Annotated in this window: 14 protein-coding genes; 11 read left to right on the plus strand and 3 right to left on the minus strand. The window is 48.2% G+C overall.

Features of this window, described 5'->3' with window-relative positions; translation table 11 throughout:
• Positions 1 to 91 precede the first annotated feature (91 nt).
• The 11 genes from OXH00_18240 (at position 92) to OXH00_18290 (ending at position 11,332) form a co-directional block, all read left to right on the plus strand.
• Positions 92 to 667, plus strand: a complete 576-nt coding sequence (locus OXH00_18240) for a sigma-70 family RNA polymerase sigma factor (protein MCY3742959.1) — start codon at positions 92 to 94, stop codon at positions 665 to 667.
• Positions 664 to 1,383, plus strand: coding sequence for a zf-HC2 domain-containing protein (locus OXH00_18245; GenBank protein ID MCY3742960.1), 720 nt, complete (start codon positions 664 to 666; stop codon positions 1,381 to 1,383). Before OXH00_18240 ends, OXH00_18245 begins: the two co-directional genes overlap by 4 nt.
• A 478-nt stretch (positions 1,384 to 1,861) precedes the next feature.
• A complete protein-coding gene (locus OXH00_18250; protein MCY3742961.1) occupies positions 1,862 to 2,902 on the plus strand; it encodes an ABC transporter ATP-binding protein in 1,041 nt (346 codons plus the stop codon).
• A gap of 10 nt (positions 2,903 to 2,912) precedes the next feature.
• Positions 2,913 to 4,010, plus strand: a complete 1,098-nt coding sequence (locus OXH00_18255; protein MCY3742962.1) for a dipeptide ABC transporter ATP-binding protein — start codon at positions 2,913 to 2,915, stop codon at positions 4,008 to 4,010.
• On the plus strand, positions 4,010 to 4,957 hold the full coding sequence (locus OXH00_18260) for a hypothetical protein (GenBank protein ID MCY3742963.1): 948 nt from the start codon (positions 4,010 to 4,012) through the stop codon (positions 4,955 to 4,957). The genes OXH00_18255 and OXH00_18260 overlap by 1 nt, the downstream gene beginning before the upstream one ends.
• Position 4,958: 1 nt before the next feature.
• On the plus strand, positions 4,959 to 6,914 hold the full coding sequence (locus OXH00_18265) for an ABC transporter substrate-binding protein (protein ID MCY3742964.1): 1,956 nt from the start codon (positions 4,959 to 4,961) through the stop codon (positions 6,912 to 6,914).
• 143 nt (positions 6,915 to 7,057) lie between these two features.
• On the plus strand, positions 7,058 to 8,044 hold the full coding sequence (locus tag OXH00_18270; GenBank protein ID MCY3742965.1) for an ABC transporter permease: 987 nt from the start codon (positions 7,058 to 7,060) through the stop codon (positions 8,042 to 8,044).
• Between the two features lie 218 nt (positions 8,045 to 8,262).
• The gene (locus OXH00_18275) at positions 8,263 to 9,357 is read left to right on the plus strand and encodes an ABC transporter permease (protein MCY3742966.1); all 1,095 of its coding nucleotides are present in this window, start codon (positions 8,263 to 8,265) and stop codon (positions 9,355 to 9,357) included.
• Between the two features lie 142 nt (positions 9,358 to 9,499).
• Positions 9,500 to 10,327, plus strand: coding sequence for an SDR family NAD(P)-dependent oxidoreductase (locus OXH00_18280; GenBank protein MCY3742967.1), 828 nt, complete (start codon positions 9,500 to 9,502; stop codon positions 10,325 to 10,327).
• Positions 10,328 to 10,443: 116 nt separating this feature from the next.
• Positions 10,444 to 10,809 carry an STAS-like domain-containing protein gene (locus OXH00_18285; protein ID MCY3742968.1) on the plus strand — a complete coding sequence of 122 codons (366 nt, stop codon included), beginning with the start codon at positions 10,444 to 10,446 and terminating at the stop codon, positions 10,807 to 10,809.
• The gene (locus OXH00_18290; protein MCY3742969.1) at positions 10,802 to 11,332 is read left to right on the plus strand and encodes a PIN domain-containing protein; all 531 of its coding nucleotides are present in this window, start codon (positions 10,802 to 10,804) and stop codon (positions 11,330 to 11,332) included. The genes OXH00_18285 and OXH00_18290 overlap by 8 nt, the downstream gene beginning before the upstream one ends.
• Before the next feature lie 80 nt (positions 11,333 to 11,412).
• On the opposite strand, the gene OXH00_18295 is transcribed toward OXH00_18290, so the two are convergent.
• The 3 genes from OXH00_18295 to OXH00_18305 form a co-directional block, all read right to left on the minus strand.
• On the minus strand, positions 11,413 to 12,333 hold the full coding sequence (locus tag OXH00_18295; GenBank protein ID MCY3742970.1) for an acetamidase/formamidase family protein: 921 nt from the start codon (positions 12,331 to 12,333) through the stop codon (positions 11,413 to 11,415).
• A gap of 329 nt (positions 12,334 to 12,662) precedes the next feature.
• A complete protein-coding gene (locus OXH00_18300) occupies positions 12,663 to 13,187 on the minus strand; it encodes a hypothetical protein (GenBank protein MCY3742971.1) in 525 nt (174 codons plus the stop codon).
• A 112-nt stretch (positions 13,188 to 13,299) separates the two neighbouring features.
• Positions 13,300 to 13,737, minus strand: coding sequence for a hypothetical protein (locus OXH00_18305; GenBank protein MCY3742972.1), 438 nt, complete (start codon positions 13,735 to 13,737; stop codon positions 13,300 to 13,302).
• Positions 13,738 to 13,939: the final 202 nt, after the last annotated feature.

Below are 13,939 nucleotides of genomic sequence, written 5' to 3' on the forward strand. Positions count from 1 at the left end.
TTTTATAAAGGCGTTTGCACTTTAAAAAAAGTGAAGGGAAGTTGATGTCAATGCAACAAACTAAACAACAACTTGATAAAGCGAGTTTGATATGATTCCTGATGATGTGTACGTACACCAAACGGTAGAAGGTGATGTCGAGGCATTCAACGAGCTCGTCAATCGGCACCATTCAAAGATTTATGGACTTGCTTACCGGATGCTCGGCAATCCCGATGATGCCGCTGATGCGACACAAGAAACATTTTTAGAGGCGTACAAGTCCGTTAAAACGTTCCAATTTCAGTCCCAATTCGGCACTTGGTTATATCGTATCGGCATCAATACATGCCAGCAGTATATCCGTAAATCGCAATCGAATGAGCGCAAGCTTACCGCTTATACCAGAGAGGCGGAAATCCATGGTCCCGCTTCTGAGAATGACTCACCTGAACGCGTGGCGATTAAAACTGAGCAGAATGAGGTCGTTCAAGATGCCATCGGTCAGTTACCGCCAAAGCAGCGCGAGGTCGTCACGCTCTATTACATGCAACACATGAAGTATCGGGAAATTGCGGAGATATTGAAATGTTCAGAAGGCACAGTTGCCTCTCGGTTGAACCAAGCATTGAAAAATCTCAAGCGGAAGCTGAGCAAATACTATCTTCAAGGAGGGGTATCACAATGAATTGCGAACAGACTCTTAAGAATTTGCCTCACTTCGTCATAGAAGAAAGTCCAGAGGCAATAGATCGAGTTTCTACAGGAACGTCGCGGCGTGCGGTTTTGGAGCATCTTCGGAGCTGCCCAGAATGTCAGATGGCGTATGAAGCACTATGGCATACTGCGAGTGTATTGGAGAGCGCAGATGAACCTGTTACCCCACCAGAATTGGCGGTTAATATTCAGGAGCGCGTACGCGAATTCCATCAACGGAGACAATTGGCATTTTTTGCGAATCCACTATCATGGTGCCTTGATCGGTTGAAGTTGGATATCTCTCCGAGGGTTGTTAACGCTACCGCACTAATTTTCTTTCTTATCCTTTCCGGTTTTGCCGCGAAATTTGCGTTCTTTACAAACCCATCCGAACCAGAATCTGGCTTGATAGCGATGAAAAAGACGATGCTCCAGAACATTAGAATCTCCACATCTCCGTGGGCGGTGCTTAAAGATACCGAGACACACACCGAAGAAGGACAGATGTCGGAGCAGGCGGTAATTGCTGTCCAAAATGAGCGTAATCACTTCTTTAACCCAGCGCGAGTTTCATCGAAGGTATGGCACACGGACACCGTAGACGCTAATAGACAAATAGGTGAAGCCAGTGTTGCTAATTATTTGCAAGGCACGGTGAGCGAAAAGTTAACCGTGTTTTGGAATCACATTAAAACAGAGTTGTAGCCTTTTGATTGAGGTTAAGCACAATCAAAGCGCATTTGCTAAAACTCGAAAATTAGATTGGACAACACATACCTTTCACCAAGATGTTTATCCATGAATCACATCCGTACCATGTGCTTTGTTTAACCACAGTAGACTAATTTATTTTTCATCTATTGGAGGCGCGGTTTCTAACCGCGCTCTTCTTTTTTTAAACACTTGCCAAGTAAATTTAGAGAAAACAGTCAGGGTCATTCAATTGTATTTCTCGCAGGCAAAAATACTAAATATACGTTATGTTTTTTAAAAAATCGCTGAAATTTTCGCTGGATTTCGCTGGATTTCGCTGGATCTCACACCGGATTCTGGAAAAAGGATGTCCAATCCAATAATTTCTTAAAATTGAATGGCCCTGGAGAAAACAGTTGACACACAACCCTTTTTTCTGTAAAATAGGCTAAATTTTGTAGGAGTGATCTCCAGCGCGCGACAATTAAAAATGGCTGTATCACAAGAAACATCTTATCAAGAACCGCTTCTGGAAATTTCTGGCTTAAAGACAGTTTTCCCAACAGATGATGGCATCGTCAACGCCGTGAACGATGTCAGTTTCTCTATTGCACGTGGACAGACCGTAGGCGTTGTCGGTGAAAGCGGTTGTGGAAAAAGTATCACCGGGCTCTCACTCCTCCAACTCGTGCCATCGCCGGGCAGAATTGAAGCCGGTGAGATTCTTTTTCATCGAAATGGCGATGCTAATCCGTTGGATATCGCACAGGTACCACCGAAAAGCGAGTTGATACGCGAAATCCGAGGCAACGAAATCGCCATTATTTTCCAAGAACCGATGACATCGCTTAATCCGGTTTATACCGTTGGCGACCAGATCGCCGAAGCGGTTGCCCTACACGAACAGGTAGACAAAAAAACTGCCCGCGAACGTGCCATTGAGATGCTTGTACGCGTCGGTATCCCTGCCCCCGCGCAACGCGTCGATGAATACCCACACCAACTCTCAGGCGGCATGCGCCAACGCGTCATGATCGCAATGGCACTCTGTTGTTCACCCGCGCTGCTCATCGCAGATGAACCGACAACCGCGCTTGATGTGACGATCCAAGCACAAGTACTCGGCCTCATGCAAGAACTTCAAGCGGAAATGGGGATGGCAATTATGCTGATCACGCACGACCTTGGCGTTATCGCTGATCTCGCTGATGAAGTCGTTGTTATGTACGCAGGGCGCGTCGTTGAAAGCGGGAGTGTTGATGACATCTTCTATAATCCGCTGCATCCGTATACACAAGGACTCCTCAAATCTATCCCTGTTCTCGGTAGGACAGTGCAGAAGGCGTTACCCTCTATACCGGGGACAGTGCCACATCCGTTGGCACTGCCGACAGGGTGTTCATTTCAACCACGGTGTCCTGAACGGATGCCAGAATGTGAGCAGATGCCCGAACTTGAGATACTCAATAGAAATGGAGACAATAGCAGACAGGCTGTGCGATGCTGGCTTCACACAGACCTACAAGGATAAGAAATGTACAATGACGAATTTAAGACCAGACATATCCCGAGTCGCGTCAGAATTACCCGAACACCATCGTGAAACGAAGTGGAACGATGCCCAGGTGCCCATAGTTAAAAATACGAAATTGCTTCAGGTCAACGACCTCCGAAAATACTTCCCTATCCAGAAAGGGATCCTCCAACGCACCGTCGGCTATGTAAAAGCGGTAGACGGGATCAGTTTTGACGTGAACCGCGGTGAAACGCTTGGGCTCGTCGGCGAGAGTGGCTGCGGAAAGACGACTGCTGGACGCTGCCTGCTCCGACTCATACCACCGACAAGTGGCAGCTTCATTTTCGGTGAGGAACAGGTAGATCTGGCGAAATTGACACACCGCGAGATGCAACCTTTTCGGAAACGCATCCAGATGATCTTCCAAGACCCGCACGCATCACTCAACCCGCGGATGACGGTCGCGGATATCGTCGGGGAGCCGATGCGTGTCAACCGCACCGAGAAAGGGACAGCACTTCAAGACCGGATTGTGGCATTACTTGAATCCGTCGGCTTGCGATCACAGGATATGCGCCGCTACCCACACGCCTTTAGCGGTGGGCAGCGTCAACGTATCGGCATTGCGCGTGCGTTAGCACTCCAACCTGAACTCATTGTCGCAGATGAGCCCGTCTCGGCATTAGATGTCTCGGTGCAAGCGCAGATTCTCAACTTGTTGGCAGAACTCCGCGAAGAATTCAATCTCTCTTATATCTTTATCGCACACGATCTGAGCGTTGTTGAACACATCAGCGACCGTGTCGCGGTCATGTATCTCGGCAAAATCGTCGAGATTAGCGATGCTGAAACGCTCTATGAATCGCCGAAGCACCCCTACACAGAAGCGTTAATATCCGCGGTGCCGCTCCCGGATCCGAATGCGCAGCGTGAACGTGAGCATATTCGCCTTGAGGGGGATGTACCTGATCCTTCGCAACCGCCGACTGGATGCTATTTTCACCCGCGATGTCGCTACGCAACCGATCTATGCAAACAGGAAACACCAGAACTCCGAGAGGTTACACCGGGTGTTCAGGTGGCTTGCCACCATAGCGATACGTTGGAGTTACAGGGAGTTTAATGATGTCAACGGAAAAAATATCCCCAGATGAACTCGCGGCATGCAGAAAACGATTGGAAGCGGTGTGGAAGAACCGAGTAATGGATGAAGGGCTGCTCCACGAGGCGTGGCATACCGCGCATGAGGTGGCGATGCTGCTTTATGACGAGTTCAACGCAAGCCAAGTCTTCGTCTTCGGATCACTTACAGAACCGATGTGGTTCACAAAGGGATCGGATATTGATATCGCTGTGTCAGGACTCTCTGACGATACCTACGATAAAGCGTACGGCAAGGTTATATATTTCGATGCTCCGTTCAAAATAGACTTCATCAATTTTGATAGGTTGAAGGGGCTTTTCCGAGAACGTGTAAAACACCAAGCGATTCCCATCGAAAAAGGGACGCGTCCTATATTGTGGCAGACACTTTACAAACACCTTCAACGACAAGTTTTCCCGACAGAGGACGGAGACATTTACGAAATGAACCGAAAGAGACTCACACAACGCATCAACGATGAATTTGATAAAATAGAAGGAACGCTTGAAAGAATCCATAGGGGATTGGAAAAGATTGAAGAGGTTCCCATTGATGTCACAGAATTTATTGAAAATACAATCGCTACGGATCTTGCCGATGTCTATAGGGGTATAGAGAACATATTTCTGCGGATTGCCCGTGAGGTGGATATGCACGTACCAACCGGGAGTCAATGGCATAAAAATCTACTCGCACAAATGGCAGAAAAACGACCAGAACGCCGTCCAGTGATTTCCGAAAATACACGCAGCGAACTGGAAGAACTTTTGGAATTCCGTCACAAGGTGAACAACATCTACGGCAAAGAATTAAAATATGAAAAGACCATACCGCATGCAAAATCAATTGACATACTCTTTGCAAAGGTATCTCAAGACCTAAATACGTTCACTGACTCCCTTGAAAAGCGTGAAGAGGACGCTTAAAATGCAAAAGCCAACAAAAATCCATCAGACTACAACTTTGCTTTTTATTAAAGCACTGTTTATCTTGCTAATTTTCATCATCGGATGTTCGGGAAACCCGTTAGAAGATGTTTCCGGTTTCCCGCTTGGAATTGAGGCGAAAGAGGCACCGATGTGGGCAAAACGGGTCGCTGAGGGCAAACTCCCACCGCTGTCAGAACGGCTGCCAGAAAATCCGCTTGTCGCTAAAACGGATTTCGACGGATATGAACGCCCGGGGCCTTATGGCGGGACGTGGCACCGGTTCCATACGCATCCAGATTTAGGGACGTGGAAGATGACGGCAGGATATGCACCGCTCATTCGTTGGAAATTTGATGCCTCTGGTTTGGAACCCGGTCTTGCAGAGTCGTGGGAGTTTAATGAAGATGGGAGTATGCTGACGTTGCATCTACGTAAAGGGGTCAAATGGTCGGATGGGCATCCTTATACTTCAGCCTCGTTCGCTTACTATTATGAACTCTGCCTTGATGAACGACACAAGTACGGCGCGCCTGTCTGGTGTAAGGTCAACGGTATCCCGATGGAAGTTGAGACGCCCGATGATCATACAATTGTGATGAAATTCGCTGGTCCCAACTGGCTCGTACCGCTTTGGTTGGCGACCGGTTTTTGGTGGTGCAATCAATACAACATCCCAGCACACTACATGCAGCAGTTCCATCCGGACAGCAACTCAGCGTATACCGATTTCATCCGATTCGAGAAAGAAAATATCCCACATCAAAACCCAGCGCGTCCGACGTTGTGGCCCTGGCGGGTGACAAAATACGAAAAGGGTGGCTTTCGTGTTGAACTTGAACGCAACCCGTATTACTATGTCGTCGATACACTCGGCAGACAACTCCCTTACATCGACAAAATCAAGACGAGTTTAGTCCCCGAACCACAAGTGCGCGTGCTTAAAATCCTCGCGGGCGAGATTGACTGCCAATACCGCGGGATGGAACTCCGCGATCTTGCCCTCTATCTGAAAGGACAAGAGAAGGGTGGCTATAAGGTCCGGCGGTGGAAAAGCACGGCTGGCGCGCAACCTGCTATCCTGATTAACTGGACAGCACCTGATCCTGTGTTAAGAAAACTCATCCGCGATCAAAGGTTCCGCAAGGCACTCGCTTATGGTATTGACCGCGTGAAATGTAACGAAATCGCATGGCGTGGATTGTTGGAACCCCAGGCAGCAACAGTTAGCCAAGAGGGATGGCATTTTGCTGATGAAGACGGGCAGACGCTCTTTGAGGAATGGAAACGCGCCGATGCAGACTTTGATATCGCTGCCGGAAACCGTCTCCTTGATGAGATGGGACTCACAGAACGTGATAAAGACGGTTATAGACTACGTCCAGATGGCAAACGGATTGAGATGCTCATGGACGTGCCGAGTTCCAATCTCAACAGCCAAGAGAATGACATCGGACTGATTATTCAAGAGGGTTGGGAACAACTCGGCTTGGAGACCTTGCTCTACACGCCACCCGGTGCCGAATTGAGTCTGCGTCGGACGCTCGGTAAATTCACAATCAGCATGCACGGTGAAGCAGAGATGGATCTCTTTACTTATCCCGACTGGGTGTTTCCCACGCTCGCGAAGTACTGGCACCCGAAGGTCGGGAAATGGTATGAAACAGGCGGCGAAAAGGGGGAACCTCCCACAGGGCCGCTAAAGAAACTGCTTGACTTATACGATGCAATTAAACGCGAACCTGACGAGAAACAGCGGCACCAATACGTTCGGGATGCTGTTAGGATTCACATTGACGAGGGACCCTTTCACCTCGGTTCCGCAGCACGTTCGCCGTCGCTCTTGGTCGTCTCGAACCATTTCCACAACGTGCCAAACGATGGCATTTTAGGGCCGTGGGCAATTGTTACACCAGCGACCCATTATCCCGAACAGTGTTGGATATCTAAGGAATAGCCGTCAGCCATCAGCCGTCAGGGCGGTTTTTTCTACAAAAAACCTTTCAGCGGTCAGAGAAGAGATGTTCGATTTGTCTAAAACCCTCTTAACTGACTGCTGACAGCCGACTGCTGATAGCCAATAAAACAGGAGACACACCCATAGTTACCTATATCATTCGTCGATGTTTCATCGCTGTTCCGACACTTTTGGCGATTTCTATCATCTCTTTCATTATTATCCAACTCCCGCAAGGCGATTATCTCGACCGTGAAATCCAACGGTTAGAGGAGGAGTTCGGCGATAGCAGTTCTCTCGCACAAGTCGAGGAATTGCGGGAACGTTATGGGCTGAACGCGCCGTTGTGGAAGCGTTACCTTATCTGGATAAGTGGTTTTGTGCGCGGTAATTTCGGTGAGTCGTTTGAGTATAAACGCGAAGTCGATGAACTGATATGGGATCGGATCGCCTTTACGCTCCTTATTTCCGTCGGATCGCTCATCTTTACCTACGTTGTCGCTATCCCCCTCGGTATCTATTCCGCAACACATCAATATAAATGGTCAGATAACTTTCTAACCTTCCTGAGTTTTGTCGGGATGTCGATACCGGCGTTTCTCTTGGCACTCTCGTTGATGGTGTTTGCGTTTGACATCTTCGGTGTCCCCCTATTTGGGTTATTCTCGGCTTACTATGAAGGCGCGCCCTGGACATGGGGCAAACTGGGCGACCTTTTCAAACATCTCTGGATTCCAGTGATTGTCGTTGGTATTAACGGAACCGCGAGTTTGATGCGTATCATGCGCGGCAACCTGCTTGATGTGTTAGGGCAGCCGTTTGTTCAAACTGCACGCGCAAAGGGGTTGAAAGAAATCGTCGTGGTTGGGAAACATGCCGTGCGGATAGCGATTAATCCGCTTATCAGTATTTTAGGGATGAGTCTACCGGGTATCCTCTCCGGTTCAGCGATTGTCTCAATTGTGTTGGGATTGCCGACGGTCGGACCGATTCTCTTACGCAGTCTACTGAATGAGGATATCTACCTTGCTGGCACGCTGATTATGATGCTGAGCCTTCTTCTGGTTATCGGTAACCTGCTTGCTGATATAGCCTTGGCTTGGGTAGATCCGAGGATTCGCTATGAATAATTTTTTCGATTACCTTGCGGTTCGGTTAGGTGGATTTGACACTTGAAGTCCCACTCCGTTTATCTGCCTTCCACTTCGTTTCAGGCTACGGTCACTCACTATTTTTCATCAGAAACCCGATTTTTTGACCATCAACTCGACTCCGAACATAATATAGAAAGGCACGAGTTGATGATCAAATCGGAAAAATCGGAGTAGAAACCCAATATTTTAAAAATATGAAACTTACAATCGAGACAGCAGAAGAGATTGAGGACGCAGGCGACCCTTGGACAGATGGAGGGCAGCTGAGTTACCGTCAACTGATATGGCGGCGGTTCCGCAAGAATCGGATGGGTGTCATCGCGGGTGCCCTTTTGCTGATTTTTTATATCCTTGCTATCGGTGCTGACTTCTTCGCGCCCTATCACTACAACGAAATCAACATGCGCCTGCGGCACGTCCCACCGCAACGTCTCCATTTCTCATTCTCATACGGCTTCTATGTCTACGGCTTGAAATCCGTGCGCAACCCAGAAAGCCTTGAGTTAGAATTCACTAAAGATATAACGCGATGGTATCCCGTTAAATTCTTTTTCAAAGATGCCGACGGCAGGCGACATCTCTTCAGTTCCGAGGGACCCATGTTCCTATTAGGCACCGACCGGATGGGGCGCGATCTACTTTCACGGATCATGTACGGAGCGCGCGTGTCGATGACACTCGGCTTGGTCGGTGTCTTTTTGAGCATCGTTCTCGGTTCTATCCTCGGCACTGTATCCGGATACTGGGGCGGATGGGTCGATAATCTGATCCAACGTATTATTGAGGTACTCTCAGCATTCCCTGACATCCCACTGTGGATGGCACTCGGTGCCGCACTTCCACCGGGTTGGTCGAGTATCCAAATCTATTTCGGGATTACGATTATTCTGTCGATTATCCGTTGGGGCGGATTGGCACGGCAGGTACGTGGAAAGGTCTTGGCGTATCGGGAGAGTGATTTTGTTATGGCAGCACGTGCCGCAGGCGCAGGACATTGGCATATCATCACAAAGCACCTACTACCGGGATGCTATAGTCATATCATCGTTATCGCGACGCTCGCCATTCCCGGCATGATCTTAGGGGAGACCGCGCTCAGTTTCTTAGGCTTGGGCATCCGTCCCCCGATGACGAGTTGGGGTGTGCTGTTAGAAGAGGCACAACGCGTGACCGTTTTGCTTCACTATCCATGGCTCATTTTCCCAGCCGTGCCGGTGCTCGTCGTTGTCATCGCGTTTAACTTCTTAGGAGATGCCCTCCGCGATGCCGCAGATCCATACTCAGATTAAAAGGCCCCCCAGGCCCGGTAGGTGCGATTTCCTAATCGCACCGGATTTTAGGCACAAACCTTACCCAGGCCCGGTAGGTGCGATTTCCTAATCGCACCGGATTTTAGGCACAAACCTTAGTTGATACCTATGGAGAAACAACATGTCAACAAACACAGACCTCGGATTTTTTGCAACAGATGTTTCGTTCACAGACAAGTCCGCAATCGTGACAGGTTCCAGCCGCGGCATCGGACGCGCAATCGCTATTGAATTAGCGCGTCAAGGTGCTGATGTGCTTATCAATTACAACCAAAACCGTGATGCCGCTGAATCCGTGCAGCAAGAGGTAGAGGCACTCGGCAGAAAAGCAGTTATTATTCAAGCCGACATCAGCGACCTCGATTCACACGAGAGGTTGCTTAACACCGCACACGAGGCTTTCGGGAAGGTGGACGTCCTCATCAACAATGCCGGTATCACCCGTATCGCTGATATTCTTCAGGAGACACCCGAACAGTTTGATCTGATTGTCAACACCAACCTCAAGGCGACGCACTTCCTCACACAACGCGTCGCAAACTATATGGTAGCGGACGAGATTCGCGGGTGTATCATCTATACGCTCTCGATTTCTGATACAGTGGCATCCGACAATCGCACCGCCTATTGTATCTCAAAAGCAGGGTTGGAGATGAGTATGCGCGCCTACGCTGGACGCTTAGCAGTACACGGTATTAAAGTGAACGGCATCGCTGCGGGTGTGATTGATACAGACCTCTCGCGCGTCCGTATTCCCGATTATGAGGAGGCCGCGGAGAAGGGGTATATCTTTATGGTCCGCGCCGGCGCGCCTGAAGATGTCGCGCACGCCACCATCTCTGCGATGAAACTTTACGATACGGGGGTCGTTCTCCCCGCTGCAGGTGGTGTGATGACACCGCTATTGAATCTCAGGTCTATGGCGGAATTGGATATGAATAAATCTTAAAGTGGTTGTTAGAACGTCCGTTAGTCTTTCTTTAAATTCCGGGGATTTTTGTGGTACAATAGTGAGTAGGAGTGTTGAGAGTATAGAAGCAGAAAAACATTTTTAAGGAAATAACTATGTCAGAAGATATTAGAATATCCATGTTTGAAGTCGTAGGCAGCCCTTTCTGTGTTGCCTCCGACGATGGGGAGAAGATTCATAAGCACCTTGACGCTGCACTGAGGGCGAATCAAGAGGTTGTACTCTCGTTTCATAATGTTACGGCACTAACTGGGGCTTTCTTAAGTGCCGCGATCGGTCAGTTATATGGCACATTTAGTGAAGAAAAAATACAATCTCTATTGAAGGTAGAGGATGCAAAGTCAGACGACCTTAGATTGTTGAGGAGTGCTGTTAACAATGCCAAGTTGTACTTCAAAAACCCGGAACGATTCAACCAAGCGATACGAGAAGTAATGGGCGATGAGGTTGGTGATGTATAAAGCAATGGAGGTGCGCCATCACAACTTCACCTCTAAAGACAAATTGTTTCTGGATGCCAATATTTGGTTGTATCTGTTCAGTCCACGGGAACCCAGAGACCGTTGGAAACAAATCTACTCCGAGGTTTTTGAACGTATCTTGAAAGCGAACAGTCGAATTTATGTTGATGTTCTTGTCGTTTCAGAATTCATCAACGCTTATGCTCGGATGAAATGGCGAGCTGTCGCCCCGCATATCAAATCGTTCAAAGATTTTCGCAACAGCACAGGTTTTAAACCTGTTGCTGAAGATATTACTGCAGGTGTTAGGGAAATTATAAGCCACTGCTCACGCATCGAGAGTGGCTTTGTAACACTGCAAATGGATGGCTTGCTTACTGACTATGCCGCGGGCAATTCTGACTTCAACGATCAGGTCATAACGGCTCTCTGCAAAAACAACGGACTCACCTTAATAACAAACGACAGCGATTTCAAAACTCAGGATATCCCCATCCTTACTGCGAATTCCAATCTCCTTTAGTTGGCGGCAGAACAACAAAGGATAATCTCAATTGTTCCGCTAAATGCAGCGCAATTTTCCTTAACATCACATCAAACGCGTCACATAATCCCAATATCGCGTAATATTGACTTTTTGATTTTGCAGACCATCGTATACGCAGGGTCGAAGACGTTACCCATATCATATTCTACGGCTTGCCCCAATAGAATGTGGGCTGCGCGTTTCTCCAAACCGAGTTCACCCAACCACCGAAGAAGTTCTGTCGTTGCGTGTTGTACCGCCTGATCCAAGGGGCGGGCATTGCCCGCTGTCAGAATGTAATCACTGTTTTCGGCACGGGGCCAGTTGATGCTTTTGCCTTTAAGGACTTCAACAGTAAACTGCACGTCAAAAGAGATTTCGATGCCGGTACCGACGATTTCACCGTCACCCTGTACGGCATGTCCATCGCCAAGATGAAAAAGCGCGCCAGGGACAAAGACAGGCAAGTAGACGGTGACACCCTCCTTAAAACCGCGATAGTCCATGTTTCCGCCGTGTGTAGAGGAGGTCGCTGTCGAGATCGCTTGCCCACGCGGTGGTGCAACACCGAAACATCCGACCATCGGCTCAAGTGGTAGCGTGAGTTTACCCAATTGCGTCTCTGGGGTCATCAACGTCGCTGTCCACTTCTCCACATCCACATGCCACTCAGCGAGACCGCCTTCTGGCATCTCGGACGCTACGTAGTGCGGATCAAGAACATTCGGAGCGACGACCATAGCCGTCCTCCCGATTTTTCGGTTTGGAAGGATCCGGTCAAAATGGATTGATAATGTATCACCGGGTTCCGCCGATTCAATATAAAAAGGACCTGTTTGTGGATTGCCTCTCTCGGTGACCTGTGTATCTGTGGCATCGTATCCGGCGTTATCCACCGTTGTTGTGAAAACGGTGTCTCCGCTCTCAATATGTAGCACCGGTTCATGCGCGCCGATTGCTGTGTAGTAGACAGTCGGTTCAAAGTGATGTGTCGCCATATCTGAAATTCCTTTCCTATTCTTCAAGATGACTGGAGTAGTTTTCCAAGCAATATATCACGTTTGAGAGGCACTGTCAAGGTAGGAGTATCAGTTTTGGTTTTCTGTCCGTTTTAGAGAAAGTATTGAAACCAAAAGGTTCCTCCTACCAGTTTTTAGGGCGAACCGTGGGTTGTTCAAATTGACTTGGCAGAACCGGAGCAGTTTCTGTAAAAATAACCGAAGTTGCTACCTATGTAAAAAGTTGCTTGATGACGGTTAGCGATACATTTGTCAGTCCGAATGCCGTTGAATTGGGTTGTCCTCCGATCGCCATAGTTTGCTAATTGTTAATTTTCGGAAACCCCATAGAGTATTAAGCACCCTGCAACCGTTCCGAATGCCAGACCGCCAGCTGCCGATCTTGACTGAAGCGATCGCATTTGGCTTTGGTATGTATCCGTGTAAGCCTGAATGTATTCAGGTGATTTTCCGAGCAACCTTTCAGGCGACGGGTGTCTCGGGCTGAAGCGCATCACAAGGTGTGACGTTAGGCAACCGGCAGCTAAACCGATAACGGCACCACCAAACTGTGCGTCATTCGGATCGATAGGCGAGAGAGAATAGCCAGCATAGATGCCGTAGTCTGGCGAGAGCTCAGGGGCTATCAGTGAACCGACAGCGTATCCAGCGATACATGCCATAGGTCCAAGTGCCCCGATCATAAACCATGTTGATTTATCAAAATTCGCCTCTGCATCGGCTTCCGCATCGGTTTTCGCCTGATATTCCACACTTACCACTTGCGGAAAACAGTTCAATGCGATATTCAAAAACAAGACACCTGTCATAAACAGAGCGATTTTGCGAGTCATAAAGGTCACTTCCTTTCGTTTTTATCTCTCATCGCATATACCAAGAAACAACTGCTTTGGCAATGTTGTTAATTCCAAACTGTGTATCAATAACGTTGACATTCAAGAAACCTTAAAACCCTCCGAGGCGAGTATCGCCAAAGAGTCTGAAATAGAGTCTGCCTGCGATTTCCTCCCCAGAAGAGAGTGCCTCAACAATCACGTACCCAGCGATAGTCGTGCTGCCGATACAACCTATCAATGCAGAACGGTTGCGCAATGTCTTTGTTTTTCGGCGATATTCTGCAGAATAGCGAATTACATATTCAGATGATTTTCCGATCAGTCGTTGTGCGGGTATTTCAACCCCCGCATTGATAGCAACTATATAGCCTGTTGGCCCAAAACAGCATCCATAGAAAAACCATCGGGTTTTATTTATATCCGCCGCAGCGTCTTTTCTGGCATCCGCAACAGCCTTCGCAGAAATATCAGTTTCTGTTGAAAAAGCAGGCATAACAGAATAAGTGAATAACAGGATAATCAAAACAGGGGCAATACATTTTTTCATTTTAACACCTCACGTGAAAAGTTTTTAATCTGGCATTTTTTTAGATGAAAAAAAGACAACAACCACGGTGGATGTCAACGCGACAGGGTGTCGCGTCTGAGAATCACATCCAAAGGGTTGCTATGTTTCCATTGCCTTCAAATGGGAAAGCACCTCTGAACTTCCTGATGATGTGACTATCCAGGTTCTTACCCAATTTTGC

Source organism: Candidatus Poribacteria bacterium (genome assembly GCA_026706025.1).
Taxonomy (GTDB): Bacteria; Poribacteria; WGA-4E; order WGA-4E; family WGA-3G; genus WGA-3G.

What these genes read in the sequence shown, in the direction of transcription:
- OXH00_18240 (MCY3742959.1), top strand. Translation starts at nt 92, where the DNA reads ATGATTCCTGATGATGTGTACGTACACCAAACGGTAGAAGGTGATGTC.
- OXH00_18245 (MCY3742960.1), top strand. Translation starts at nt 664, where the DNA reads ATGAATTGCGAACAGACTCTTAAGAATTTGCCTCACTTCGTCATAGAA.
- OXH00_18250 (MCY3742961.1), top strand. Translation starts at nt 1,862, where the DNA reads ATGGCTGTATCACAAGAAACATCTTATCAAGAACCGCTTCTGGAAATT.
- OXH00_18255 (MCY3742962.1), top strand. Translation starts at nt 2,913, where the DNA reads ATGACGAATTTAAGACCAGACATATCCCGAGTCGCGTCAGAATTACCC.
- OXH00_18260 (MCY3742963.1), top strand. Translation starts at nt 4,010, where the DNA reads ATGATGTCAACGGAAAAAATATCCCCAGATGAACTCGCGGCATGCAGA.
- OXH00_18265 (MCY3742964.1), top strand. Translation starts at nt 4,959, where the DNA reads ATGCAAAAGCCAACAAAAATCCATCAGACTACAACTTTGCTTTTTATT.
- OXH00_18275 (MCY3742966.1), top strand. Translation starts at nt 8,263, where the DNA reads ATGAAACTTACAATCGAGACAGCAGAAGAGATTGAGGACGCAGGCGAC.
- OXH00_18280 (MCY3742967.1), top strand. Translation starts at nt 9,500, where the DNA reads ATGTCAACAAACACAGACCTCGGATTTTTTGCAACAGATGTTTCGTTC.
- OXH00_18285 (MCY3742968.1), top strand. Translation starts at nt 10,444, where the DNA reads ATGTCAGAAGATATTAGAATATCCATGTTTGAAGTCGTAGGCAGCCCT.
- OXH00_18290 (MCY3742969.1), top strand. Translation starts at nt 10,802, where the DNA reads ATGTATAAAGCAATGGAGGTGCGCCATCACAACTTCACCTCTAAAGAC.
- OXH00_18295 (MCY3742970.1), bottom strand. Translation starts at nt 12,333, where the DNA reads ATGGCGACACATCACTTTGAACCGACTGTCTACTACACAGCAATCGGC.
- OXH00_18300 (MCY3742971.1), bottom strand. Translation starts at nt 13,187, where the DNA reads ATGACTCGCAAAATCGCTCTGTTTATGACAGGTGTCTTGTTTTTGAAT.
- OXH00_18305 (MCY3742972.1), bottom strand. Translation starts at nt 13,737, where the DNA reads ATGAAAAAATGTATTGCCCCTGTTTTGATTATCCTGTTATTCACTTAT.